At 53.2% G+C, this 24,699-nt stretch carries 22 protein-coding genes and 1 tRNA gene; 7 read left to right on the forward strand and 16 right to left on the reverse strand.

What is annotated here, in order from left to right; genetic code table 11:
* Positions 1-7 precede the first annotated feature (7 nt).
* The 5 genes from QXT02_RS03665 to QXT02_RS03685 are packed head-to-tail and all read right to left on the reverse strand — an operon-like array spanning position 8 to position 4,164.
* A complete protein-coding gene (locus QXT02_RS03665) occupies positions 8-1,159 on the reverse strand; it encodes a 4Fe-4S binding protein (RefSeq protein WP_342811996.1) in 1,152 nt (383 codons plus the stop codon).
* A 5-nt stretch (positions 1,160-1,164) separates the two neighbouring features.
* Positions 1,165-1,449, reverse strand: coding sequence for a MoaD family protein (locus QXT02_RS03670; protein ID WP_342811997.1), 285 nt, complete (start codon positions 1,447-1,449; stop codon positions 1,165-1,167).
* Positions 1,450-1,458: 9 nt separating this feature from the next.
* Complete coding sequence (locus tag QXT02_RS03675; RefSeq protein WP_342811998.1) at positions 1,459-1,764, reverse strand: MoaD/ThiS family protein; 306 nt, start codon at positions 1,762-1,764, stop codon at positions 1,459-1,461.
* Between the two features lie 10 nt (positions 1,765-1,774).
* Entirely contained in the window at positions 1,775-3,670 is a 1,896-nt protein-coding gene (locus QXT02_RS03680) for an aldehyde ferredoxin oxidoreductase family protein (protein WP_342811999.1), read from the reverse strand.
* Positions 3,667-4,164 carry a 4Fe-4S dicluster domain-containing protein gene (locus tag QXT02_RS03685; RefSeq protein WP_342812000.1) on the reverse strand — a complete coding sequence of 166 codons (498 nt, stop codon included), beginning with the start codon at positions 4,162-4,164 and terminating at the stop codon, positions 3,667-3,669. Before QXT02_RS03685 ends, QXT02_RS03680 begins: the two co-directional genes overlap by 4 nt.
* Positions 4,165-4,238: 74 nt before the next feature.
* On the opposite strand from QXT02_RS03685, the gene QXT02_RS03690 reads away from it, so the two are divergent.
* Positions 4,239-4,925: a helix-turn-helix domain-containing protein gene (locus QXT02_RS03690; protein ID WP_342812001.1), complete on the forward strand. Its 687-nt coding sequence runs from the start codon at positions 4,239-4,241 to the stop codon at positions 4,923-4,925.
* A gap of 222 nt (positions 4,926-5,147) precedes the next feature.
* Here the strand turns inward: QXT02_RS03690 and QXT02_RS03695 are convergent.
* Positions 5,148-5,225 (reverse strand) — tRNA-Ile (locus QXT02_RS03695).
* 235 nt (positions 5,226-5,460) lie between these two features.
* Here QXT02_RS03695 and QXT02_RS03700 point away from each other — a divergent pair.
* A complete protein-coding gene (locus QXT02_RS03700; protein WP_342812002.1) occupies positions 5,461-6,990 on the forward strand; it encodes a carboxypeptidase regulatory-like domain-containing protein in 1,530 nt (509 codons plus the stop codon).
* 18 nt (positions 6,991-7,008) lie between these two features.
* On the opposite strand, the gene QXT02_RS03705 is transcribed toward QXT02_RS03700, so the two are convergent.
* Positions 7,009-7,854, reverse strand: a complete 846-nt coding sequence (locus tag QXT02_RS03705; RefSeq protein WP_342812003.1) for a hypothetical protein — start codon at positions 7,852-7,854, stop codon at positions 7,009-7,011.
* Between the two features lie 116 nt (positions 7,855-7,970).
* Between QXT02_RS03705 and QXT02_RS03710 the strand changes: the two genes are divergently transcribed.
* Positions 7,971-8,540, forward strand: coding sequence for an RNA 2'-phosphotransferase (locus QXT02_RS03710; protein WP_342812004.1), 570 nt, complete (start codon positions 7,971-7,973; stop codon positions 8,538-8,540).
* Between the two features lie 59 nt (positions 8,541-8,599).
* On the opposite strand, the gene QXT02_RS03715 is transcribed toward QXT02_RS03710, so the two are convergent.
* Both QXT02_RS03715 and QXT02_RS03720 read right to left on the reverse strand, forming a co-directional pair.
* The gene (locus tag QXT02_RS03715) at positions 8,600-9,715 is read right to left on the reverse strand and encodes a DNA methyltransferase (protein WP_342812005.1); all 1,116 of its coding nucleotides are present in this window, start codon (positions 9,713-9,715) and stop codon (positions 8,600-8,602) included.
* A complete protein-coding gene (locus QXT02_RS03720; RefSeq protein WP_342812006.1) occupies positions 9,712-11,391 on the reverse strand; it encodes a helicase C-terminal domain-containing protein in 1,680 nt (559 codons plus the stop codon). The genes QXT02_RS03715 and QXT02_RS03720 overlap by 4 nt, the downstream gene beginning before the upstream one ends.
* A gap of 197 nt (positions 11,392-11,588) precedes the next feature.
* On the opposite strand from QXT02_RS03720, the gene QXT02_RS03725 reads away from it, so the two are divergent.
* Together QXT02_RS03725 and mutM are read left to right on the forward strand one after the other, a co-directional pair.
* Positions 11,589-13,547, forward strand: a complete 1,959-nt coding sequence (locus tag QXT02_RS03725) for a zinc ribbon domain-containing protein (RefSeq protein WP_342812007.1) — start codon at positions 11,589-11,591, stop codon at positions 13,545-13,547.
* Between the two features lie 67 nt (positions 13,548-13,614).
* Positions 13,615-14,439 (forward strand): bifunctional DNA-formamidopyrimidine glycosylase/DNA-(apurinic or apyrimidinic site) lyase, encoded by an 825-nt coding sequence (gene mutM / locus QXT02_RS03730; protein ID WP_342812008.1) that lies wholly within the window; start codon positions 13,615-13,617, stop codon positions 14,437-14,439.
* On the opposite strand, the gene QXT02_RS03735 is transcribed toward mutM, so the two are convergent.
* Complete coding sequence (locus QXT02_RS03735; protein ID WP_342812009.1) at positions 14,432-15,646, reverse strand: replication factor C large subunit; 1,215 nt, start codon at positions 15,644-15,646, stop codon at positions 14,432-14,434. The genes mutM and QXT02_RS03735 overlap by 8 nt on opposite strands.
* 385 nt (positions 15,647-16,031) lie before the next feature.
* On the opposite strand from QXT02_RS03735, the gene QXT02_RS03740 reads away from it, so the two are divergent.
* Positions 16,032-17,339 (forward strand): DNA repair exonuclease, encoded by a 1,308-nt coding sequence (locus tag QXT02_RS03740; RefSeq protein ID WP_342812010.1) that lies wholly within the window; start codon positions 16,032-16,034, stop codon positions 17,337-17,339.
* Entirely contained in the window at positions 17,317-19,716 is a 2,400-nt protein-coding gene (locus QXT02_RS03745; RefSeq protein WP_342812011.1) for an SMC family ATPase, read from the forward strand. Before QXT02_RS03740 ends, QXT02_RS03745 begins: the two co-directional genes overlap by 23 nt.
* Here QXT02_RS03745 and purB read toward each other — a convergent pair.
* Genes purB through QXT02_RS03775 form a run of 6 tightly spaced genes read right to left on the reverse strand, consistent with a single transcriptional unit; the run spans position 19,707 to position 24,640 of the window.
* Positions 19,707-21,062 carry an adenylosuccinate lyase gene (gene purB / locus QXT02_RS03750; RefSeq protein ID WP_342812012.1) on the reverse strand — a complete coding sequence of 452 codons (1,356 nt, stop codon included), beginning with the start codon at positions 21,060-21,062 and terminating at the stop codon, positions 19,707-19,709. The genes QXT02_RS03745 and purB overlap by 10 nt on opposite strands.
* Before the next feature lie 59 nt (positions 21,063-21,121).
* The gene (locus QXT02_RS03755) at positions 21,122-21,829 is read right to left on the reverse strand and encodes an HAD-IIIA family hydrolase (protein ID WP_342812013.1); all 708 of its coding nucleotides are present in this window, start codon (positions 21,827-21,829) and stop codon (positions 21,122-21,124) included.
* Positions 21,830-22,492 (reverse strand): B3/4 domain-containing protein, encoded by a 663-nt coding sequence (locus tag QXT02_RS03760; RefSeq protein WP_342812014.1) that lies wholly within the window; start codon positions 22,490-22,492, stop codon positions 21,830-21,832. It abuts the gene before it with no gap.
* Positions 22,493-22,500: 8 nt separating this feature from the next.
* On the reverse strand, positions 22,501-23,256 hold the full coding sequence (locus tag QXT02_RS03765) for an ABC transporter permease (RefSeq protein WP_342812015.1): 756 nt from the start codon (positions 23,254-23,256) through the stop codon (positions 22,501-22,503).
* A gap of 1 nt (position 23,257) precedes the next feature.
* Complete coding sequence (locus QXT02_RS03770; protein ID WP_342812016.1) at positions 23,258-24,250, reverse strand: ATP-binding cassette domain-containing protein; 993 nt, start codon at positions 24,248-24,250, stop codon at positions 23,258-23,260.
* Positions 24,251-24,640, reverse strand: coding sequence for a PadR family transcriptional regulator (locus QXT02_RS03775; RefSeq protein ID WP_342812017.1), 390 nt, complete (start codon positions 24,638-24,640; stop codon positions 24,251-24,253).
* Positions 24,641-24,699: the final 59 nt, after the last annotated feature.

The raw sequence follows: 24,699 nt of genomic DNA on the forward strand, positions 1-24,699 counted from the left end.
CCAAGATCTAAATAAGATCGATTGCCTCCACCGGACACCAAGCTTTGCAGAGGCCGCAGCCATCGCATAGCTCTTGGTTCGCTTTGGCGTTTCCTTCTACTACCTTAATTGCGTCATAGGAACAGACCCTCTCGCAGACACCACACCCAGTACACAGATCCTCATTCACGCTTGCATGCACGGGTTTTCTTTGCGCCAACTCTTCTACTGTAGTTAAATCTTTAAGCGCTATCCCTCTGAAGTCTTCAATTCTTTCGTAGCCCTTCCTCTCCATGAAAGATTTAAGACCGTCAGCGAGTTCCTTAAAAACTCCCAGCCCTCTCCACATAACAGCGGTACAAACTTGCACAGTCGTGGCCCCAACCATGATGTATTCTACAACATCCCTCCAGCTTGAGATGCCACCTATACCGCAAACCGGTATCTTGGTAGCCCTAGCCGCTTGGGCAACACATCTAAGCGTTATGGGTCGAATAGCTGGTCCCGAGTATCCACCGAACGCGGGTAAAACAAGTTTTCCTGTTTCAACGTCAACGCCGTAGAGTCCTTGAACGGAGTTCGTGGCAGTTATTGCGTCAGCACCCGCTTGTTCCGCCGCTTTGGCTAGTTCAGGTATGTAAGCGAAGTTTGGCGAAAGTTTGATGCTCACTGGCAAACTTATAGCTTCTTTGACTGCTTTTATCTGCTCGGCTACAAGTTTTGGATCTCTGCCAATGTGCATCCCGACCTTTTCAACCGGCATCGGGCATGAAACGTTCACCTCTATCATCGATGCATAGCCGGTGTCGACAACTTGTTTAGCAACCTTTGCTGTATTTGCGGGCTCAGGATCCGCCACTACACTCGCAATTATCGGAGCCCCGCCCTCAGCAGCTATCCTCAGCTCTTTTTCGATCCATTGCTCCAATGGTAGGGTTGAAAACAGCTCAAGGTTTATCATGCCTATCACTGTTTTGCCTACTTTTACAAGGGCCATCCTTCCCGTGCGGGGATGTTGCAGCCACCTCGCTGGCGGACCTATGGACTTTGGCACTAATCCACCTGCACCTGCCTTTGCGCACCTTTTAAGGTGCTCTCCATCCCATCCTGGCCCGCCCGAAGCCAGAATTATCGGGTTCGCAAGTTTCACCCCGGCAAAATCCACGCTTATGTCTGCCATGCAGTTCACTTACCTTTTCCTCCTGATGGTGGAAAGAGTATATAAACCACGTCATTTTCCTCAAGTTTTGCTTTGGGACCGGCTTCTTTTTCGTTTACAAGTATCTTTAGGTACGGGCTCAGTTGTTCTTTTTCATCGAGAATTGAGCGTTCAAATTTTTTTCCGTATTTTTTAATTAAGAGCTTTAAAAGCTCGTCTACGGTTCCCTCGCCATCTAGAACTATTTCCTCTTCCATCTTGCCTGTGATGTCTTTGAATGTTAGAAAATATTTTACCCTGACCTTCGGCATGTTCACCATCTACCCGAATAATTGGACGATGTCTCCGTCCTTTAGCTCCGTGTCCAAGCCCTTGAGCCACCAGCTCATCCTTCCGTTGACCAGAATTCTGACCGCCTTTTTACCCTCTGCCAGATCAGGTTCGTACCTTACATCGCCTGTCTTTGGATCTATGAGGGCGTCTATTATCTTTTGCCCGTATCGCTTTCTCAGTTCCTCGATGAAGTCCCTAACGGTTGGCCTTTCTTTTTCTATCTCAATTATCTCCTTCCACTTGTTGGTGTACCTGTAGAACATAAGCAGATATCTCGCTTCTATTTTCACCATATTTATCCCCTCACTCCGCAAGTTTACCCATTTTTTTCAGTTCTCCAGCGACATCGGACAATCCCAGTTCCTCAAGTTTTCCTCTCGTGGGGAAGCCCGTTTCTAAATCCCAGCCCCTCAATCTGTAGTAGTCGTCAAGCATTGGCTTCAAATTCACCACATGGCCGGCCGAGGGCCCGCTTTTGAATGGCTCTTTGAGGAACCTTTCTGGCTGCGTGTCATCTTTCCTCGTGAGCCCTTCTCTGACGTTAAATGCCCTTTCCAAGTTGACTATCCTCTCACCGATCTTCAAGACACCAGCTCTGTCAATTCCCCAGCCCGTGAGCACGTTTATGAGCTTGGCCATAATCTCCGGAAGAAGCAGCGCAGTTCTGGTGATGTACTTACAAATGTCCAAGGAATCAACAATTGCTCTCATCTCCTCGTGGAACTTTACCACTGGGGCCGCATACTTAATGGAAAACCTGTCCGCAGCTTCCTCACTGCCGAACAGCTCCTTCGCCTTGCCCGGTAAAGAGTAACCAAGTGCTGCAAGTGCCCTTAAGTGGTCTCCTCCTCTGCTCGCAACGGCATATCCCAGACCACCGTAGGTCATCATGCCTCTTGGATCCACTGCAGGGGTATCAAGACCTTTTATATGAATGGCGAACTTCTCTGATCCAGGGATTTTCTCCGACATTCTTTTTGTGCCTTCGGCGAGCAAATTTCCGAATTTCCCCTTTCTATAAGCCATTCGCCACAATGCTTCGATTATTGCATCTGCGTTCCCCCACTCGAGGATTAGCCCCTCGGTGCTTTTTTCATCCAGAAGTCCCTTCTCCCAGCACTCCATAGCAAAACCAATCGTCGCACCAGATGAAATGGTGTCCATCCCTAGCTTATCGGCAAGTGTGGAAGCATAAACAACTGACTCCAAGTTGTAATTGCCGCACCTTGAGCCATAGGCTGTAAGATTTTCATACTCGCAGCTTTCGCCCACGCATTTGTACGGACCGGAACCCACAGAATAAATCGCGCTGCAATGCAATGGACATGAAAAGCATGCGGAAACGTGTTTGACAACCTTTTCTAGGTAGACCTCTCCGTAAAGGGTGTTTTCAGTTTTTTGCACGTAGCCTTCTTTGCTGTTGTAGTGTGTCTGCGCCCCGAACTCATTGTAAATGGTCATTAGCCCAGGTGTTCCGTATTTTGCGTAGAGTTCGTAGAAAAGATCAGTTGAAATCAGGGCGTTCGCTTCTTTCCTAAATTCGAAGAGCCCCTCGGGATCCGCCACCTTGACGCCTTTGGTGCCTCTCACGGCTATCGCTTTTAGGTTTTTCGAGCCCATCACCGCACCCATACCAGTCCTGCCCGCCGCTCTAGTTTTTTCATTCATCACGCAGGCGCATCTGACTAGGTTCTCACCAGCTGGACCGATGCAGGCGACTTTTATTTCAGGATCACCAAGATCCTCAATTATCATGTCCTCGGTTTCCCAGGTGTCTTTCCCCCACAGCCGAGTCGCATCCCTAAATTCGACATCGTCATCGTCTATCCAGAGATAAACTGGCTTTTCCGCCCTGCCGTAGAAAACGAGGTTGCCGTAACCAGCGTACCTCAGATCAGCGGCCCAGTGACCGCCTGAGTTCGCGTCCCCGAAAAATCCGGTCAGTGGAGATTTCGCCGAGACATTGTACCTACCGGAGGCAGGCGCCAAGGTACCGTTTGCTGGGCCAATGCCAAAGACGAGTATATTTTCCGGGCTGAGCGGATCCACCCCGGCTTTTAGTTCGTCCCATAAGATTTTGGCATTTGCCCCTCTTCCTCCCAAGTAATTTCTGGCGAGTTCATCAGGCAAGTGTTGCTTAACAACCTTCTTTCTTGTTAGGTCGACTCTTAGAATGTTTTCCGGGACAGCATACCTCAAATAATCCCCTCCACCTCTTTTTCCTTCAGATAAGAGCATGCTACCTTTTCCGCGTGGGCAAGTCTCTTATGTCCCTCAACCTTTTCAAATGGCAATAACTGAATCGCCTTGTCTATGCAGTACTCAACGCACTTTGGATTGCCTCCGCACAGATCGCATTTTATAACCTGCTTTGTATCAGGGTCGCGCGTTATGGCCCCAAACGGGCACGCTCGGGCACATTCGCCGCATCCGATGCATTTTTCGTAATCTATGAGCACCGCCCAGGTCTTCTCGTCCCTGTAAATAGCATCAACAGGACATACCTTTGCGCAGGGCATGTTGGTACACTGCAAGCAGTGGACCGGAACAAAAACCCCCTCCATCTTCCTCCTTACTACCTTTATTCTGGATTTGAGGGGGTTGAACTCACCCGCGTGAGCAAGGGAGCACGCCATCTCACAAGTTCTGCATCCGCTACATTTGTCAAGGTCGACTCGTAGTAGTCCTTTCATTTTATCAATATGTAGTGCTTCAGATAATACAAAAAACTTTAAATTAACATGTTAACATAATAAAAGCGAAAAAAATGATAAAAGTGGCCATCCTTAGAATAAGGCACCGCGGCTGTCCCTTTTCAGATGTAACTGAGAAGTTTCCAAAAATAGAAGCATACACATTTTCCCAGTTAAGATTTCCCGATGAAAAAAACAAGTTTCTTTGTAAGATCGTTGGGGATGAAAAAGAAAGAAATAAGTATTTTCATGCTTTTAAAAGCCATCCCTTAACTCGCAAGTTAGAGATGATATCTAAAACCAAGGACACTACGGTCATGTCTGCGGTCGTCAACTATTCGAGAAAACTTAAGAGCGTGAAATCGATTATTGAGAATTTAGGTTGTCATCACGCAGATATAGTGCTCTTTAAAGAGGGATATGAGGAGTGGGTGGTATACAATAAGGAGGAAGCGGTGATCAAAGCTGTTATCGATAGACTGAACAATGAGGGATATGAAGTTAAGCTATTGAAGACCTATCCAGTTGAATCGTGGGAAGATAGTATCATGCAAATCAGTCTTAAAGAGGCAATAAACTCGCTGAGCGCGAAACAAAAGTATATTTTCAAGATCGCGTATTCGATGGGTTACTATGATGCAAAAAGGAAAGTTTCACTTGACCACATTGCGGATCAGTTAAATATAAGCAAACCTGCAGTCTGGAGACATCTCCACAGATTAGAAGAAAAAATAATGAAAGCTGTTTCAGAATTAATTTGATGGTGATTGGGCAAACCGTGTGGTAAATTACGCCTTCTTTTAACAGTATGTTAACCTTCCAATTTAAAAAAGTCCCGATTTCTAGTTACATACCCGGCACATTTCCGAATCTCGACGGAAATTGGGCTGACATCAAAAGATGATTTTTATCCGCTCAGGCAAAATATCGGCAGGCCTTTTACATCTTAATGGACATTTGTCTGTGAATCAGCAAATCAAATATGGTGGGCCCGGAGGGATTCGAACCCTCGACCTTCCGGTTATCAGCCGAACGCGCTAGCCATGCTGCGCCACGGGCCCCTTTTCACCTCTCGGAAATCCACTATTTTAGTCTGCCGTATAACGCTTGCTGTCTGGCCTCTGTTGTTCGATTTTTCCATTATATAAGCAACCGCGCCACAAAATCTCAGCGGGAAACACACGTTTTCGCTATCTCAAACTTTGAAACTTCGAGTTCTTAAATCGTGGCGAGCAGATAAAAAAGGAGGCTGATCGCCTGAGGGATCCGAGCGGGCTTCGGATCTTTTTAGCTACCATGATTTGTTTAGCTTTCACGCTGACGCTGATAGCTCCGGCAGCCGCTGAAGGCCTGAATCGCCGGGAGATTCAGTTCACCATCGAGAGAAATTTGACGGTCATTTGGGGCGAGGTTGTCGATGCCGACACAGGACGGCCGGTGGTGGGAGCTATTGTCGCCGCTGAGATGGACACTGGCTCAAAGTACCAAGCTAGAACCGATGCCAACGGTCAATTTATGATCATGGTGGCTGAGGACGGCGATCATAATTATACGTTAAATATAGCCGCTACCGGTTATGATCCGAAGGCCGTCAGCGGTTCTGTAAAATTTGGGGAGAACAAGCACCTGACCATTGAGCTAAAATACAACCCCTTTGACCTACAGCTTTCGGAAAGTTACGGAAGCCTGACCCGAGGCTACATGGCTTACAGTTACGCCGGCAGGCGATCGGTACCTTTTCTCGCCCAGCGCACCGTTCCGGTCTTGGACGAGAAGGGAAATCCAGTTTATGACGTAATCGAGGAAAGGACCGTCACCGGTTACACGTGGGAGGAGAGAATTACAGTTTACCGGACGGAGACCTATACGGTGCGGGTTTCGTATCCCGTCCCGATGTATAGAACTGAGACGTACGTTTCCGGATGGACGTGGGCTAAGTTTGGCTGGCTGTATCTGCCTGTTCCAGTGTATTCGACGCGACAGGTTTTCGTTGGTTACTCGGTGAGGTACACCACCCAGACTTTAACCAGACGTGTGCCCTATGAGACATGGGTGGTCAGATCTTCTTCAACCAAGCCTGATTTTCTTAATGATCCAGCCAAACTCCGGGAGGGAAATATAAGAAACGTGAAGGAGATCTACACAGTTACCCTGAGGCAGGTTCCCAGAACACGCGTCGAGACATATACTGCTTATAGAATATACAATTATGGGGGCACCTATTACACGTTTCTTCCTTGGGGAAGCAAACAGACCACGGTGATCGTCACTCCTAGGAACGGTTACACCGGAAGCGTCTTGCTTATCACCGAATCCAGCGGGCTGGAGGCTTTGTTGGGTACTACTGAGTTGGGTTTCTCTTCTGTGGCGACAACGACATTGACCTTGACCCCAAGATATGCCGCTACCCATGTGCTTAATTTAATGGCCCTTGATTCCGGCGGGCGCTTGGTCAGAACTTGCAGCTACAGGCTTGATGCTATGGAGACGCTGCCAAGCCCGGAGAGCTGGGAGCGATATGTCTGGACAGCTAGGGAGCCTGATTATATGCCTGCGACAATAGTTAACACTAGAATATACACCGAGGAAATAAACACGCAAATAAAAAGTGAGTCTGTAGAATTTGAAATATTGTTATCAAAGGGAGAGAAGTTTTTCAGCAAACTTGGTCCGATATATGATGGTGGCTCGGTTGGTGGACCTATGACCCAATTCTGGACGGTGAATATTCAACAACCAGTCAGACCCGACGGGACGCTAAATTATATCAATCAAAAAGCCTGGGAAATGGTGTACGGTATATTGCAGTTTGCGAATGATCAATAATTCAAGATTGTACCACGTTTAATAAGGGAACAGTCTCACGAATGAATCCCACACATTATCCAAGTGGCGACTGAATGTTTCAATTGGTTCGTAATTGTTACCATTGATTCTTCTTGATAATTGTGCCCAGAATGAAAGGTCAATTGCTGCTTTTCCATATTCACCTGATGGAAAGGTGCCTTTGTACCCTGCAATACTTCTCTTTTGGTTGTCACCGTAAACAATGAGTGATACTTTGCTGGCGTCCTTTATGGGTACATATACAAAAGCAGAAATCCAAAAAACTTCGCGTGGATATAGTCGGTCGATGTTTAAAAAATACATTGGACTAATATATGTAAGATCAATTCCATGGTTAATAACTCCTACAATTGTTTTTCTCATTCCCTTGAAATTATAGACTTGGGATTCGTCTGCTTGAAGGGTGAGAGAGTTATCATCCTCTAGATAATAAAGTATCCAAGAACCATAGGTTGTTAATGCCGCATTCTCCAAGTTTGGGCACGGAAATCCTATCAATACATTTTCAATGGGGAGATTATTTTCGCTCCCCCAATAGGTGAAACTAGCCTCCATCTTGAAGGTCACCATCTCTTCAGAGCGTAGATCCCATGGAACACCTGCGCTAACAGTAGTCGCGATTAATCCGATAGCCAACAACGTCGGAACCGCAACGCTCCATTTGTTTCCGGAGATTTTTCCCGCCAACCCCGCCGCAAAGAACCAAGCCACCCCAACCGTTATTACAAGAGTAAGTGGTGAGATCGGCCACCCTGTCACAAGATTAAAGGCGATAATGATTAGCGTGAAAACGATAATTGAGGCGGCAACGCTGACGAGAAACCTCGCCGGAAATTTTCTCATACTATCCACGTTTGTTTAATGTTTTGCCCTTAACACTTTTTCCTTTCAGAGCGAGAACTATAAAACTGATGAATGTGGTAAGATAGATACACCGAGCGCCGCCCGGGGTGGTTCTCTTGGATCAGGAGTTCACGTTTCTGGATGAGAAACAGCGCGAAAGGCTGAGCCGGCTCATGGCCTTTCACCTGCGCCACGACGCCACCATTGAAAGGACTCCGGAGGGATTTGTGAGCGTCCAGAAGCTCGCCGAGATCATTCGCAGGAAGATAAACTGGGTCAAGCCGCAGCACATCCGAGAGGTGGCCATCTTTGACACCAAAGGCAGATACGAACTTGACGGGCAACTGATCCGGGCCCGCTACGGGCACTCGGTGGATGTGAAGCTGGACTACCCTGAGGCGGACGTTGACTTTCTTTATTATGCCGTGGCTCCGGATGCGGTGCCCCAAGCCACCACCGAAGGTCTGAAGCCGCTGGCCAGAAAGATGGTTCACCTCTCCCCCACCGTGGACAAGGCTCTGGAAGCGGGAAAGATTCGCGCCGATAACCCCGTGGTGTTGGTCGTGGACGTGAGGCGGGCCAAGGAGATGGGCATCAAGATTTTAAAGGCTTCGGACAGGGTTTATCTGGCTCCGGAGGTCCCGCCACAGTGCATCAAACCGTTGGAAGGTAAGAGCCATTATTGATGGTTCATACCGCGGGTGTGTGAGATCCACCAGCTTTGAAAAACAAGTCTTTTTAGAAATTACTTGGTCCAGATGAGCAGCCCTTCCTTGGTAATGCCGAGCTTTTTCCTCGACGGCGTGGTGCAGTACCTTTTGTTCACGATGACGAGGCTCTTGGCCCTAAGCCCGGCCTTCTCCGCCAGCCCGCTTAAGGTCTGGCAAACGTCGACGGGTCCGCCGGGGAGGCATCCATCAGAAACCACTAGGCAGATGTTGGCTCCCTTCTTACAGACCCTTTGGATCTCCTTGATCACTTCGAACAGGTCCTTGAAGTAACCCCAGGTTTCCCTCGGCTTATTTCCAACCAAGTCCACCAATTGGGAGAAATCGCCACCCTCGCTGCCCCCGATCAAATCGCTTGGGTTCGGTCCCTCGATCCCCGCGACCCACTGTTCAATTCTGTAGGCGGAGAGGTACTCTTTTTTTCCGAGATATGGGGGGGAGGTGATCACGGCATCAACACTACCATCGGTGAGATTCATCTTTCTCGCGTCACAGAACTCGACCTTGACCTTGGACCCTTTCATCCTGAGTTTCTTGATGTCACTGCACATCCTCCGCAGCTGTCTGCCCAGCTCTTGAAGAAGCGGCGGTATCGGCCTCTTCACCACCTTGATCGCTGCCCCATCCTTGTGTGCCCAGCTGCATCTCATGGCCGCAATCGCCAGCCCTAGCAACATGAACTCACGAATCGCCTCATCTTCTAACTCTAGGATTTTTCGCCGGATTGAGGCGATCTCCTCTATGACCGCGCTGGGGAAGACCCTGGCGATAAATCCCGGGGCCTCAACCTTCTGTCCTTCAAATCTGTTTTTCAAAAAGGCCTCTATATTCTCCTTTAATTTGCCGGCGTCATAGTCGCGCAATTTGACCCTCGCCGCAAGTAGAAGAATTGGGTGAACGTCATAGCCGATGCAATCAAGCTCAAGCTCCCGGCAGGCGAGAGGTGTGGTGCCTGTTCCGCAAAAGGGATCAAGAACCAAATCACCTTCATCGAGCCCCCAAGTTTCCGCGAGCAGCAGCACCAGTTCCCGGGAAAAGGACTCCTTCATCGTAAACCAGTTGTAAACAGGGCGATGACGATCGGGCAGAGGCGTGGTGAGCTTTCCCAGCCACAGCTTTTCGGTTATTTTCAAGAATACCCCTCCACGATTTTTCCCTTCCAGAGCTGGCGGAGCTGTGAATGGCACATCCCATCCGGACTCCAGAACTCGGCCTCGTCCTCATCCGATCGCAGAACCCTTCCGATCTGCTGGACGAATTCCCTCGCCGAAATGTCGTGATAATAGTTGCGGAAGGCCTCAGGACCAAGCCGGCGCTCCATGCCTTTGAGCAGCGGGTCGGAGCGGTCGGGAAAGGGGAACTTAAGCAGGATAATGCTTTTGATCCCCTTGAGGTCCGCCCCTCGGTCCATTTTAGTCGTGAACATGATATCATCGAAGGTGTAGGAATCACCGCCCTGGCTTACCTTCTCCCTGAGCCCGGGCGGCAGATAGGTGTGGGCGTGGACGGGCACGAAGCTCGGCCGTTTCGCCCGCTTCATTATCCTCTCGAGCATTCCCCAATATTTTCTCCTGAACTTCTCATCGGCCCACTTCCGGTAGTTGATGACCTCCTCAGTGCCGAGCCTCCTCCTGATCAACCTTCCCGGGAATCTGGTTTCGCCTTCAATAAAGGTGGGCTCGATGCCGAAGACGTCCTTTAAAACTGTTTTATCTTGAACAGTGGCGGACATCAGCAGCCACTTGCCGCCGACCTTGTAGCGAATGCTCTCGAGAACTATCTTGGGATCGGGGACGAAATAGGTGATTCCCTTCTCCCAAATCTCCCACTCTGCGTGGCTCCGGTGCTCCAGCACCGATTCAAGCTTCCAAAGCAGATCCCCGGAGGTCTCGTCGGTCTCGTTTAATAGGTCGACCAGAGCCCGCACGAGCCTGAGCGGATTGCCCCCGCCCGCCAGGCACCGGGACCACTCGTCGCGCAGCTCCTCCATCATCTCCTTAAGCCCGGTTTCATCCTCCTCGGCAAACTCGAGGCTCCTCTTAACGACTTCCTGTAGCCAGCTGATGATGCGTTCGGTAACTGAAACCTTCACCGCCAGTGAGTCGAGCCAGTAGTCCGCCTCGTCAACAACGGTGAGTGGTACCTCAGGCAGCCTGCCAGCGTTGACCTCGGCCGCCCACTTGGCTGAATTCATGACGATGGCATCGGCGTCGACGTAAGCCTGAAATTGCTTCCAGTAGGGGCAGTCTCCCTTCATGCACCAGATCCAGCTGCCCCTTATCCCCGCGTAAGAGACCTTTTTTACCTCCTTTAATGATCTGGCCAGTTCAGGGCGGAAGATGAACCCCCAATGAGGACACTCTTGGATGGCATCGATCCGGCGTTCACCGCTCCTCCAGTCAACGGGCCTCTTGCAGGGAAGTGAGCTGCTGTCGCAGGAGACGCTGCGACCCTTGTCAGCCTGGAACTTGCAGCGGAAGTTCCTGCGCCCCTTGAGGATTCCTATCTTCAGCCGGGTGCCGTCTTCCTTGAGGAAGTACTTCTCCCCCTCGTAGGCGGCAGCGTACTGATCTGAGAGAACCTTGGTCGGGACCGAGACGATGCCGCGGCCGAACTCCATTATCGTCCTGAGCCCCACGGCCGACTTGCCGCTGCCCACGGTGGCCCGGAGGAAGACGATATCGTTGTCCTCGAAGGCCAAGATTATTTCCTTGATCAGGTCGGCCTGCGTCTTTCCTGAGGAGTAGCGGCGGGGCTCCAGCTGGCCCTCCCTCCCGTAGAGGCTGAACTTGATTTTCTCCGCAGGCATCGGTTTTCGCCCCGGAGATAACTTACGGGCACCGCGTCTATTTATCTCACGCAACCATCGCCAAAAATCTAAAAAGACTCCCGCCATCGCTTTGCGTATCGGTTCTATAAATGTGATTAGCGAATTCTCAGGATTTGGCAAGCAGCGTCTTAAGCACCTTTATATAGTTTCCCTGTGATATCACTCGGAGCCATCAGTTGTCCTATTGTCATGAGTGCGGTGCCGAAATCGGCGGCGGGGCGAAGTTCTGTCAAAACTGTGGCGCGCAGGTTTTTTCCAGATCGTCCTTGAGAGAGCTGAACCCTTCGGAAAAGTCCCAGGAAAATCTAAGGGAAACAGGAGCCGTCAGCAGGACAGAGAATTTACAAGTTTCATCGAAGCGGGCCATATCTGAGGGACGGCCTAAGCCTAGGAAAGGCAACGTGAGAGCCCGCAGAGTTTTAGTAGGCGTGATAGCGCTGGTCTTCGTCGCATTTTTAATTTATATGATTCCGACAATGGATGGAACCGAGCTAACAACAACCCAGGCAACGACCCAGTTCAGTTCCACCTCAACCTCATCCACGATTCAATCTACCACCCAGCCAGTGGTGCTGGGAGTGCTGGAAAGGGCCACAAATTACGTGGGCACCTATCCTGCGGCGGCGAATGTCAATTACATCGACTCCAGCGGCCGAGAGATGAGCGTGTTAGCATATCCCGGACAAATTCAGGTTTTCTTCGATCCGGCGACAACCTATGAAGATGCTGGGAAGATCATCAAATCAAATGGCGGCGTCATTATTGGGGCGATTCCTCAGGTCGGTTATTCTCTGGTTCAGATCAGCGTCGGCTTGGAATCCTCTTTCATTTCATCAATTCTGACCCACTCGCAGGTCATCGATGCCATGCCCAACTTGGCGCTGGAGCAGGAGGAGGATGGGATCTTTATCAGCGAGGAGTACCTCACCACCTCTAAGCCGGTGCCGCTGAACGTCCATGGTCCGGTTGCCGTCGACAGCGGACAGCACGGAAGGGATGTTGTCGGTACGGCGGCAGCCAATGGAGGCGAGATCACCGACATCGTTAACATAACCGGACTTGATGGTAGGACTCCAGGTGATAAGTGGATCTTGGCGCTGAACGCCATCGCCCAGGGGAACGCCATTTTTAACCCCGGGACAACTACCTACATTAACATCTCCCAAGGCGCCGGCTATCGTGACGATGCCCGGAGCGGCGACACCAATGGTAACGGCGAGCTGGGCGACTGGTCGGACTGGTCCAACCTTCCTCCGGAACTACAGCAGGAGGCCATTAACAATCGCATTGCCTTCATGAGCAACGTGCTCCGCGGGATTGAGTCGCTGCCCTATGATCTTTACAACGATACCTTCATCACCATGTCGGGAGGAAACAATGGCATGCCCCTAGAACCAGTGTTGGCCGCCCTGAGGTCGAATGCTGGGTGGGAGGCACTGCTCCGTGACACCATTGCCATCACTACCTGTTCGACTAGCCTCTACGGTCAGGCAAACCAGGGCCAGCCCGGTGACCCCAGCGTGGTGGTGATGTCCAATCCTCAAGCGGCCCACGGCACTTCGTTTGCCGCTCCGGCCGCTAATGCCATTATCCAGCATCTCACCAGAGGTGAGATCGTTAAGATCATGAATGACACTGGAGCTTCCTTTGCCCAGGTCGTGCAAGCAGCCGGGATGGCGAGAGACGCCAACGCCAGTGGCAGGGTGGTGGCGAGCGAGGTCCAAGCGATGGTCGGCATGGTGATGAATTCGGTGGGAAATCTGGAGGGAAGTTGGTCTGGGTCCTACAGCGCCAGTCACACCGAGTCGACAGATAGCTGGGTTCGACAGTCCGGGGGTGCAATGAGTTGGGAGATCTCCGGGAGCAACGGCACTTTTCAGGGCAGTCTATTTCTTGACGGGATCCAAGTTCTTGATGTGGACACAGGTGCGGTAATGTGGTACGCTTCCTGCACGGGAACTGTTTCCGGCACCTTTTCTTCCAGCGGGCTTCAGGGGTCCATAGACTTTACGGTTCCTAATACTCTTTCCCCGCCGAGAAGCTGGCCCTTCACGGCGACGTTGAGCGGTGACACCATTGAAGGCGGGGCGAACACCGGAAGGGTCTCTTGGTCCTTCACTCTGGCGCGCCAGTAAAGTCGTTGCGAGTTTCTCATGAAGCACAATGGTTAATTTGGCGGCGGCAGCTGTTAGATGGGTTGAAATGCCCGAGCTTCCCGAAGTTGAGACGATAAGAAGAGAGCTCTCTGCCAAGTTGCTGGGCAGGAGATTTTGTGATGTTGAGATACACGACGAAAAGCCACTCCGGGGTATTTCGCCGCGGGATTTCCGTCGGCGGTTGATTGGCCAGAGAATTGGGTCTATCAGCCGTTCCGGAAAGTATCTCCTCTTTCACCTCTCCAGCGGTGAAACGCTGATCATTCATCTTCGCATGACCGGAGTACTCTTGCTGAACCCAGCGGACCAAGAAAGGTTCATCCGAATCGTCTTCAAGTTTGATGATGACACACAACTCGTCTTCACGGATGTGCGGCGCTTTGGGGCCGTTTATCTAGTCAAGAACAAATCGGATGTGGTTGGAGCGCTCGGCGTGGAGCCACTTTCTGAGGAGTTCACTCCGGAAACGCTGGCTAGGCTGCTGGCGAAACGCAGGGCCCCGATAAAGGCGGTGCTCCTTGACCAGACCGTCATCGCCGGCATCGGCAACATGTATGCTGATGAGTCGCTGTTTTCTGCCAGAATTCATCCGCTGACTCCCGCTGGGAAGCTGAACCCAGACCAAATAAAGGCGCTACACAGGGCAATACAGAGGATTTTGCTTCGGGCGATTGGTAAAGGTGGGGCCAGCGTCAGCACTTACAGAAGACCCGGCGGTGAAATCGGCACGGCCCACTTTGATTTCAAAGTCGCCCATTGCGGTGGAAAAAAATGCCCTAGGTGCAGGGCCGAAATTCAAAGGGTCAAGGTTAGAAACCGCAGCAGCTACTACTGTCCCCGATGCCAACTAGTTGCATCCGTAGCTACCTGAGAAAACTCAGCTCGGGCTCGGTCAGCTCCAGTGCGGCGGCTATCGCCTCAGCGGTTTTTCTGTCGTTCTTGAACACGATCCTTAGGTAGGGGATGATTTCCCGTCTGGCAATTTTCGACGAGGTGTGGCAGTGCACCGCAATCTTCTTCGCCAGCGAGTCCCTCACGGCTCTGTCGGCACGCGTTCGGGAATAGCGCCTGATGTGGCTGGGGAGCTTTGGCTTGGCCGGCTTGAGAGCCCCACTCCGGCTCAGGCTGACCCCGGCGCTCATGAGGTCGCCGGCGTAGCTCCACATTCCATAGGCTTGCCCCCTCTTCGCCCGCCCGAGGTAGATGTCGGCCTTGGATATCGCGTCGTAGATCTTGGCCCTCGCCCCAGCCTCGCTGACCACCAGGGGGACGTTTTCGCTTATCCACGCCAGCACATCGTCCGGAGGCATGTCAAGCGACCAGAGCAGCTTTCTCGCCTCATCGGCGCTAGTCGCCTCCAGCAGCTTGGCCAAAAACTCCTCGATTTTGATTTCTTGGTCCCGGTGGTAGAGAACCACATCCTTGATGGTCAGCCGTTTTTTCCCGGTTGCCAGCGTCTGGAGGTCGGTTATGGCCGAGCGAAGGTCGCCCCGGGCGGTTTCCGCAATCACCTTGAGAACAATTTCATCGAACTCTATTTTTTCCAGACGAAGTATCCTCCCAAGTTCCCTGATGATGACTTCCTCGCTGATTTTCTCGAAGCCAACCATCAGACAGGCCGCCTTGATCTCCCAAGGGATGGCATCCTTGTCATTGGCGATGAGGACGATCGGGTTGCGCGTCTCGGCGATAATCTCCTTTATCGCGCTGTAGCCGCCCCGATCAGCGGTGCCATAGATGTTGTCGGCCTCATCGAGCACAATTAGCCTTTTTGCCGCCGTTCCGCCGAATAGGGTCCCCGTTGAAGCCGCCGTACCCGCGACGCGCTTCACCTCAGCCAAGGTGCGCTGGTCGCTGGCATTCATCTCGATCAGGTCCCAGCCGAAATCGCCGGCCAGTGCCGCGGCAGCAGCGCTCTTACCCGTTCCGGCCGGGCCGTAGAACAGGGCGGTGGTCTTTGCCGGCCTACCCCGTTCCCATGATTGAGCCCAGCGGGCGATGTCCGAAATCGCCTTGGGCTGCCCCACGATGTCCTTGAGCCTCTTCGGCCGGTACTTCTCGACCCAGGGGAGATTCATGATACCGATGAACTTTTCAGCAGATTTCGATTTAAGCCTGACCGATTTTTAGAACCGCTAAACCCAAGATGATTCGAGTTTCATGAAGTGACCACGAATAGCCCACATTGTAACTCCCCGGTTGACAGCTATCAATAGCGACCTTTGAATTCGATTCGGAAAGAGACGATTTTGGTGACCAGCGCTGGTGTCAACCCTCAGTTTACATTCCGCGCAGTTTTTATCCGAGCCAAGGTGAACTCCCCAGTTAACATTTTTCAGCCAGTTCATCTTGGTGGGAGAATTCAATTGATATGAAAAATTTGATGCCTCTTTTCTCCGTGGTTGGGTCTTCGTCTGAAAATCCACTTAAACAAGAAATGTGAAGAGAGATTGAGTGATCGGTTTGAAGCTGGCGGTGATCTCCGACCCCCACCTCGGCACCAAGTGGGGAAGTCCGCGGGAGCAGGATTCTTTCGATCAATTCCGCGAGGCGATTGAAAGGGCGATGGGGTACGGCGCCCAGCTGATTCTCATCTTAGGCGACATCTTTGACACCAGAATCCCAAGGCAGGAGATCTGGGCCCAGGCGCTGAGGATACTCTCGCTACCACTGGCCCACGGCAGGAACAGCGTCAGGTTGGTCAGGACTATCGATAAGGACACGAAGGAGATCTCCCCCGTGGCCCTGCGCGGGATTCCAGTGGTGGCCCTTCATGGCAACCACGAGCGGAGGACCAAAGGATTGACCAACCCCGTCGAGGCGCTTGAGGCCGCGGGGCTGGTGATCCACCTACACCACAACTCGCTCGTCTTTGAGGGGGGCGGCCGGTTAATAGCCATCCACGGCATGAGCAACGTCCCGGAACAGTATGCCTCCAAAGTGCTCAAGATGTGGAACCCGAAGCCCGTAGAGGGTGCCTTCAACGTCCTCGCCCTGCACCAATCCATCGGCCAATACGTGTATTCAGGAGAGGAAACGCCGACGCTCGACGTTTCCGACCTACCACCAGGCTTCGACCTTTATCTCTGCGGCCACATCCACTACCGCAACGAGGCCTCGGCCCACGGCAGGCCGCTCATCTTCCCCGGTAGCACCGAACGAACGCAGCTGATCAAGGTGGAGGCGGAGGTCCCCAAGGGCTTTTACATGCTGGAAATCGGCGAGGGATTGAGGCTTGAGTTCATCGAGCTGAAGAAGCAGCGCGACTTCTATTACGAGGAGATGAGGTTCGACGGCGCCACGATTTTCGAAATCGACAACGCGGTCAGAGTCAAGCTGAACGAGATTCTGCAGCGGCCCCGGAAGAATCCCAACAAGCTGCCGATGATCAGGCTGAGGTTGATGGGGACGCTGGCCAAGGAGGCTTCCCGGAGCGAGTTCGACGACAGGCTGATTTCGGAGGACTTCGCCGATCGAGCCATCGTCGTCATCGGTAAGGCCGACCTGCAGGCACCTGAGATCGGAGAAAAGGTGCAGATGCTGCGCGAACTCAGGGAACAGAGGCTGTCGATGGATGAAACCGCCATGCGCCTTCTCGAGGATAGCCTGCGTGATGCCGCTCAAGTGAGCATGTTCGATGTGAGATCTCTTTACAACCTGCTAGTCGCGGATAGGGTTGATGAGGCTCTTCAGAACGTGTACCGTGTTGTGGAGAGCCTAGTGAAAGCAGATGTGAAGGAGAAAAAGGATGATAACGTTTGTCAAACTTAAGAACTGGAAATCGCACCGCGAAACTGAACTTGTCTTCGGTGATGGTACCAATGTCTTAGTCGGCATCATGGGTTCAGGGAAGTCCTCGGTGATGGAAGGGATCACCTACGCTCTCTTTGGAACCCTGCCTGCGGTTCAGTCCCGCCGCATCAAGCTTGAGGATCTGATCACCAGCCGGCCCAAGCCACTTGACCGGGCCGAGGTTGAAGTTCACTTCTTGAGTCCTGAGGGTGAGGAGTACTCGGTCAGACGGGTTGTAGAGAGGGGCTCTGGGACGACGCTGGCTGAGCTAAGGAAGGTCAGCGGGGAGCTGATCGAGGGCCCGAACTCCTCCCGCGTTACCGAGGCCATCGGGTCAATTCTTGATTTGGATTACGACCTTTTTGAACGCGCGATCTATTCCGAGCAGAATCGCCTTGACTACTTTCTGACCCTGCCTCGCGGCAAAAGAATGGAGAGCATCGACGAGCTGCTGGGCATAAACAAGCTGGAGAAGGCGAGGAAGAGTCTGGGTTCGATGATTACACGAATCACCGAGCGAGCGGAGGAGCGGGAGATAGCGGCGCGGAACCTAGGACAGGACCCGGCGATACCGGCTCTGCCGGTTTACCTCCAGGAAATTGCCCAGCTTGAGTCTTCGCGGCAGGAGATCCAAGTCCAGCTAGGGCAACTGCGGACAGAGCTGGAATCGATCCGGGCCCAAGATCAGCGTTTCCGCGCCCTAGAGCAGCAGCTCAGGAGCCTGGAGCAATCGAAGCGGGCGCTGGAGAGCGCTGCGGAGATGTTGGGCAGGAGTATTGATGAGTTGCGGCAGAGGCTCGGAGCCCACGCAAGTTTACCGGTGGAAAGAATCAAGGCTGAGTCAGACGAGGTTGAGTCCTCACTCGCCGCTAAAACATCAAGGCTTAACTCGCTACTTTCCAGCCTCACCGAGGTCAGCTCGCAGCTGCAGGGGCTGGAGGCGAGGAAGGCCATGACCCGAGATGCCGCTGAGAAACTAAGGATCGAGATCGAGCATAAGCGTGCGGCGCGGGCCAAGCTTGAGGCGCTAAAACCTCTGCAGGCCGCCAATCCCGTCGATAAGATCCAGGAGGAGCTCAGGCGGGCAGACGATGCTCTGGCGGGCTATCGCGCCAGAATAAAAGATTTGGTCACTGCCTTGGACGAGCTGGAGGAAGCCGAGGCGATTTGTCCGGTCTGCGAGACTCCGCTCACCAAAATGAGAAAGGAGGAACTACTGGAGCAGCGTCGGAGGGAGCTGAGGGAGCTGGAAGGAAAAAGCCGTGAGGCTGAGTCCCTCTCCTCGGAACTGAAGGAAAAGCTACGCCGTGCTCGTGAGCTGCAACAGAGCATCCTGCTGCTGGAGAAGGAGGTGGAGCCGCTCCCCAGTTTAGAGAGGGAGCATTCGGAGACGCTGAGGCGGCTTTCCGAGCTTGAGGCCGCCGCTCCTGAGCTGCTGAAAAAAAGAGAAGCGCTGGTCGAAGAAGTCGAGCGAACCAGAAACGAAGTGGACGAGCTGAACAAGAAGCTCTCCACCTTGAGGCAGGTCCTTCAGAACAGAGCAGATTTAGACTCCCGGGTTCGTGAACATCAATTTAGACTGGTTGAGATTTCCCAAGTGGAGAAGAAGCTGGAGCAGCTCAGGATGGTCTATGATGAGGCTAAGGCTGAGAGCGTCCGCCGGCAGGCCGAACAGCTTGTGGGGTCCTTGGAGAGGCTTCGAGCAGAGCTGCAGGGCAAGGAGCAGCTCATGGCGGAGAAGAGACGGCTGGTAGAAACAGTGAAGGAGAAGCTGAGGTTGGTAAAGTGGTATGAGGCTGAGGCTAGGCGACTCCGGGAAGCGGCCATGGCCATGAGCACAATTCAGACAGCCCTAGCGAGAACCCAGACTACAATGAGGAAGATGTTCATCGAAGGGGTCAACATGGTCATGAACGACCTCTGGGAGAGTATCTACCCCTATGGCGACTTCGTGGGCATCAGGCTCGGCGTGGAGAACGGAGACCGGGGCGACTACGTCCTCCAGCTGCGGGACCGGTCGGGAAACTGGATTCCGGTTGATGGGATTGCCAGCGGTGGCGAGAGGACGGATGCCGCCTTGGCGCTCAGGATTTCCTTCTCCATGGTGCTGGCGCCGAAGCTGAACTGGATAGTCTTCGACGAGCCCACCCACAACCTAGACGCCGAGGGAATCCAAGAGCTGGCGAAGGTCCTGAGAGATCGCCTTCCCGATTTCGTCCGCCAGATCCTGCTGATAACCCATGAGGAAAGGCTGGAGAACGCGGTGAGCGGTTATCTCTACCGATTCACTAGAGACAAGCGGGAGGACGAGCCCACGAGAGTGGAGCAGGTGACGGCCCCGGAGCTTTACGATTGAGCCTTGGTATAGGGTTCGAGTTCCTTAACCACTTTATCCACTATCGCCGTGGCCCTGCCGAGATATCTACGGTAGTCGAGCAGTTCTCCGAGTTCTTCCTTCGGGATAAATTTAGTAATTGCCGGCTCGCGGGAGAGTATCTCAATCAGCGGCTGGTCGTTAGCAATGGCTCGAGCGCTGCATCGTCTCAGCAGGGAATGGGCCTCCTGCCGGTTCATCCCTCTCTGGGTCAGCTCGATCATCACCGCCTCGGCCATGTTCAGGCCCTTGGTCAGCTCTAGGTTCTTCTTCATCTGCTCGGGAAAAACGTTCAGCTTGCTGAGGACGAAAATCGCCGTATTGAGCATCTCATCCATCAGGAGAAAAGACTCCGGCAGCAAAACGCGTTCGCACGAGGAGTTGGTCAGGTCCCTTTCATGCTCCAGCACGATGTTTTCCATCGCGGCTTGGACATGGCCGCGGAGAATCCTCGCCAAGCCACAGATCTTCTCGCACCGGATCGGGTTGCGCTTGTGCGGCATGGTGCTGCTGCCTACCTGCTGCACGGCAAATGGCTCCGCGACCTCTCCTATCTCAGTGCGCTGGAGGTTCCTGATTTCCCGGGCCATCTTGTCCAGCGTTGAGGCCAGCAGGCCGAAGAACAAGATAAGCTCTGCTAAACGGTCACGCTGCAGGATCTGGTTGGTCGCCGTGGCTGGCGTTAACCTTAGTTCCTGCATGACCAAGCGCTGGACCTTCTCCGCGTGTTCTCCCCAAGCGGCTCCGGTTCCAACCGCCCCGCTCATCTTTCCGACGAAGACCCGCGGCTTGAGCTGCCCCAGCCTCTCCAGATGTCGACTGATTTCTGAGGCCCAGATGGCGAGCTTAAGACCCAGCGTCGTGGGCAGGGCGTGCTGGCCATGAGTTCGTCCCACCATGATGGTGTTTCTGTGCTCTAGGGCCCGGTGAAGCAATATCACCAGAAGATTGCGGAGTTGCCGTTCGATAATGTTCAGGCCGTCGCGGATCTGAAGCGCCATCGCCGTGTCTAGGATATCGTTGCTCGTCGCCCCGAGATGGACATAGCGTCCAGATTTGCCCGAGACCTCGGCGAGGGCCATGGCCACCGCCATCGTTTCGTGCTGGAACTCTTGCTCGAGTTTCCTTATTCTCTCGATCCTCACCTTCTTGATCGAGGCACAGCTGGCTATTTTTTTCGCGTCTTTCTTTGGCACCAGCCCGACGTTCGCCAAGGCTTTAGCTAGGGCGGCCTCGACGTCCAGCATCCTCTGCAGGCTCGATTCAACGTCAAAAATCGATCGCATCTCGTGGCTTCCGTATCTCCATTCGATAGGATGAACGGGCACCTTGACTCCCTAATCGAGGAGGGTCGGCAAAGGATAAAACGCTGTTGTTTTAGTGATTTTCAAAGCAGCCGGCGTAGCTCAGCCAGATTTCTAACGGTGAAATCTGCCCTCTCCACCACTTGCCAGTCCCTTCGCTTTACCAAGATCGTTTTCATGCCCGCGACTTTACCGCCCTCAATGTCAGTGAACGGCTTGTCGCCGACGAAGACGCACTCATCCGGCCTGACGCCAAGCCTCTCGGCGGCGATTAAAAAGGGTCCTGGGTCGGGTTTGGTTTTCGGCGTGTCCTCACCACTGATAATGATCACGTCAAACTTATCCATGAAATTAAACTGTTTGAGCCTCATCTCCTTGATGCCCTTGGTCCCGTCAGTGTCAGTGACCATTCCCAGCCGGTAACCCCTGCTTCTGAGGTACTCCAGCGTTGGCCCTGCGTCGGGATAAGGTCGGCTGTTCTCGGCAAAGGTCTTCCAGTAAGTCTGGGTCAGCTCCTCAAGGAGTTCCCGGGGCAGCTCGACTTTCAGCCCCATCTTTTCCAGCAGCATCGGCCACCAGTCGTTGCGGATGTACTTCCTCTCAAAATTCATCTTGTCATCCAGCTTGGTGATCTGCTGGAAGAGTTCCTCTTCGTCTGCCTCAACACCACGTTTCAGCAGAAAGTCTCTGAGCTTTTTTGCCACGGCGCGGTGGCACTTCTTCAGACCGGGAAGGTCATCGATGAGCGTTTCGTCCAAGTCGAAGAGCACCGCCTTGATTCCCACTATCATTCATCTCACCTCAGTACCACCGCAGAACCTGGTTATATACTCCACCGCGGTTTCCGCAGCCTCCACCAGCTTTTGCTCTTCCATTCCCGGAGCGCCGCAGATGAGGAGGCAGAGGTCCCTAGTTTCAAGCGTGACTTTTGTTTCTTCTGAGTCGCGGTGAGGATAAATTGCGATCAGCTTTTCCTCATCCGAGACCACCAGTTCCACGCCGTTCAGCACGATGGGTAGATCCATACCTATGCCCAGAAATTTCTCCCCCTTGTTAGCGAGTCTCAGTGTGAGGTCACCTCTGAGCTTTCCAGCGTCGAAGGCGCCAAGAGCCACCCCGGTCTGCATCGACGCCAGATTGTAGGAGTCAACCAAGGTGTTGATGGTGGGCAGTGGCTTTCCGGCGAGAATTCTCCTGATCAGGGCCTCTGCGGCCGGTCTGGTCTTAGTTGGGTCTATTCCGGCGCGCCAGAAGAAGTCGCGATAGGCCCTGAAGACTGGCTCGTCCTTCACCGTTTCCAGCCGGTATTTTCTTTTTATCTCCTCAGCGATTTTTTCCTTGAACAGCTGCAGCTGGTCGCTCTCTCTCTCCACCCTCAGGCCGGTGAGGCGGCGGAGCAGAACCTGCAGACCCGGAAAGCGCTGGAGAAGCAGCGGCTGGATGGTTATCTTCATGTTATTCCCTAGGCAGAAGTTTTCCTGAAGAGATAGCCACCGATGAGCACCATCGCTGTTGAGAAGCCCAACAGTACCCCGAAGTCCAACCAGAGCGACAGGTCGGAGATGCCGATTATTGCTCCTCTCAGCCCATCGACGCCATATCTCAGCGGGTTCACGTAGGCGATTGCCTTCATCCAGTCAGGAGCTGTGGCCAGCGGGAACAGCGCTCCCGAGAGGAAGAAGAGTGGCATGACGAGGAAGTTAGCCACCAGCGGGAAGGCGACCGGGTCGGACATCTTGGAGGCGAAGGCGAGACCGAGAGAGACGAAGGCAAGCGAGACGAAGAACATGAACACCAGCACCTGGGCGAAGGCGACCAGCGTGGGTGGCCAGACACCAACCAGCGACGCCGCCAGCAGGAGCAGCAGCCCCTGTAGCATCGAGGTGGTCACTCCTCCTAGGGCCTTCCCCAGCATGATGTGGGTTCGGGCAACCGGGGCCACCAGTATCTCCTTGAGAAAGCCGAACTGCTTGTCCCAGAGGACGGAAACGCCTGACATTATTGAGGAGAAGATCAGCGTCATCCCGATGATGCCAGGTGCCATGAACTCCAGGTAGCTCTGGCCACCGGGCAGCTTGAAGGCGGAGCTCATCCCGATCCCGATGATGGCCAGCCAGAGGAAGGGCTGCACCACCGACTGGACGATCCTTGTCTTGCCCCTGAGGAACCACTTCATCTCCCTCAACCAGAGGGTGTAAATGACCTGCGCGGCGCCCATCTCATCTCCTCCAGTGACCGGGCATCCTAAATCGGCTGGCTGCGTCGGGGCCCTCTTCCCTGATCGCCTTTCCAGTGAAGTTTATGAAGACATCCTCGAGTGACGGTCTCTTCAGGCTGACTTCGTGAACTTGGCCACCTTTCCTCCTCACCGTTTCGATTATCTTGGGGATGGTCTTGCTCCCGTTACTCACTTGGAGTTGCAGAGAGTCACTAGTGACTTTGACACCTTTCACCAGCCCGCTTCTTTGGAAGATTTGCAGGAACTTTTTCAAGTTATCGACCTTGAGGTAAACCACATCTCCCTCGAGCTTGTCCTTCAGCGCCTGCGGGGTATCAAGCGCCACAATTCTACCCATGTCGATGATGCCCACCCGATCGCAGAGGTAGTCGGCCTCCTCGATGTAGTGGGTGGTTAGAACGATGGTGATTTTCTCCGTTTGGTTCAGCTTTTCGATCTGTTCCCAGACCACGCGCCTGGTCTGTGCATCCAGCCCCAGCGTGGGCTCGTCCAAGAAGAGAATTTTGGGACGGTGCATCAGCCCTCGGGCTATTTCCAGCCGGCGTTTCATGCCGCCGGAGTAGGTCTTCACCAGAGAATTAGCACGGTTGGTTAGACCGACCAAGCTGAGCACCTCCTCGATTCTCGCTTTCCTCTCTTCACTGCTCATGCCGTACATTCTACCGTGGAAGTCTAGGTTTTCCCACCCGGTCAGGTTGCTGTCAAGCGATGGTTCTTGAAAGACAATTCCAATTGACGATCTGACTTCATCCGGCTCCTTGCAGACGTCATGGCCGACCACCTTGGCCGTCCCCGAGGTGGGGGGCAGGATGGTGCAGAGGATGTGCGTCAAAGTTGTCTTGCCCGCGCCATTGGGCCCGAGCAACCCGAAGATTTCACCGTACTTTATCCTCAGGCTGACGCTGTTTACTGCCACGATTTCTCCGAACTTTCTCGTCAGGCGTTCGGTTTCAATGGCGTAACCGTCGTGCATCTAATCGCCCTCCAGCAGCTCACGGACAAATTCCCTGAAACCGCTGATGTGTCGTTTCCACTCTAAAAGTATTTTCTCCTCGGCCTCCTTTCCCGCCGCCGTGATCCGGTAGTAGCGGCGGCTGGGCCCGGCGGTTCTGGAGCTCCACTCGCTTTTCACAAAACCCCTGCTCTCTAGCCGCCTCAGTACGGGATAGATGGTGCCCGCTTTGGGAATCCATTGCCCCTTGGTGGTCTTGGCGATGGTCTGGATGATCTCATACCCGTACATGGGCTCACCGTTCTTCCTGAGGATCCAAAGCAGCAGGACGCTTAACAATCCCCGTTTCATCTCCCTCCCGATGTTTTCCCGCCACCTTTGATCTTCGTTAAGCATCTGAATCTCATCCACCTATGCCATCCCCCCATATAAATATGTAGTGTGGCTACATATCTCTGGAACTCATTTTT

The sequence above is a fragment of the Hadarchaeum sp. (SeqCode) genome (genome assembly GCF_038871235.1).
GTDB lineage: Archaea > Hadarchaeota > Hadarchaeia > Hadarchaeales > Hadarchaeaceae > Hadarchaeum.

Bases quoted from the DNA above. Each gene is read 5' to 3' on its own strand.
- QXT02_RS03665 (WP_342811996.1), bottom strand. From the start codon at position 1,159: ATGGCAGACATAAGCGTGGATTTTGCCGGGGTGAAACTTGCGAACCCG.
- QXT02_RS03670 (WP_342811997.1), bottom strand. From the start codon at position 1,449: ATGCCGAAGGTCAGGGTAAAATATTTTCTAACATTCAAAGACATCACA.
- QXT02_RS03675 (WP_342811998.1), bottom strand. From the start codon at position 1,764: ATGGTGAAAATAGAAGCGAGATATCTGCTTATGTTCTACAGGTACACC.
- QXT02_RS03685 (WP_342812000.1), bottom strand. From the start codon at position 4,164: ATGAAAGGACTACTACGAGTCGACCTTGACAAATGTAGCGGATGCAGA.
- QXT02_RS03690 (WP_342812001.1), top strand. From the start codon at position 4,239: ATGATAAAAGTGGCCATCCTTAGAATAAGGCACCGCGGCTGTCCCTTT.
- QXT02_RS03700 (WP_342812002.1), top strand. From the start codon at position 5,461: ATGATTTGTTTAGCTTTCACGCTGACGCTGATAGCTCCGGCAGCCGCT.
- QXT02_RS03705 (WP_342812003.1), bottom strand. From the start codon at position 7,854: ATGAGAAAATTTCCGGCGAGGTTTCTCGTCAGCGTTGCCGCCTCAATT.
- QXT02_RS03720 (WP_342812006.1), bottom strand. From the start codon at position 11,391: ATGCCTGCGGAGAAAATCAAGTTCAGCCTCTACGGGAGGGAGGGCCAG.
- mutM (WP_342812008.1), top strand. From the start codon at position 13,615: ATGCCCGAGCTTCCCGAAGTTGAGACGATAAGAAGAGAGCTCTCTGCC.
- QXT02_RS03735 (WP_342812009.1), bottom strand. From the start codon at position 15,646: ATGAATCTCCCCTGGGTCGAGAAGTACCGGCCGAAGAGGCTCAAGGAC.
- QXT02_RS03745 (WP_342812011.1), top strand. From the start codon at position 17,317: ATGATAACGTTTGTCAAACTTAAGAACTGGAAATCGCACCGCGAAACT.
- QXT02_RS03755 (WP_342812013.1), bottom strand. From the start codon at position 21,829: ATGATAGTGGGAATCAAGGCGGTGCTCTTCGACTTGGACGAAACGCTC.
- QXT02_RS03760 (WP_342812014.1), bottom strand. From the start codon at position 22,492: ATGAAGATAACCATCCAGCCGCTGCTTCTCCAGCGCTTTCCGGGTCTG.
- QXT02_RS03765 (WP_342812015.1), bottom strand. From the start codon at position 23,256: ATGGGCGCCGCGCAGGTCATTTACACCCTCTGGTTGAGGGAGATGAAG.
- QXT02_RS03770 (WP_342812016.1), bottom strand. From the start codon at position 24,250: ATGCACGACGGTTACGCCATTGAAACCGAACGCCTGACGAGAAAGTTC.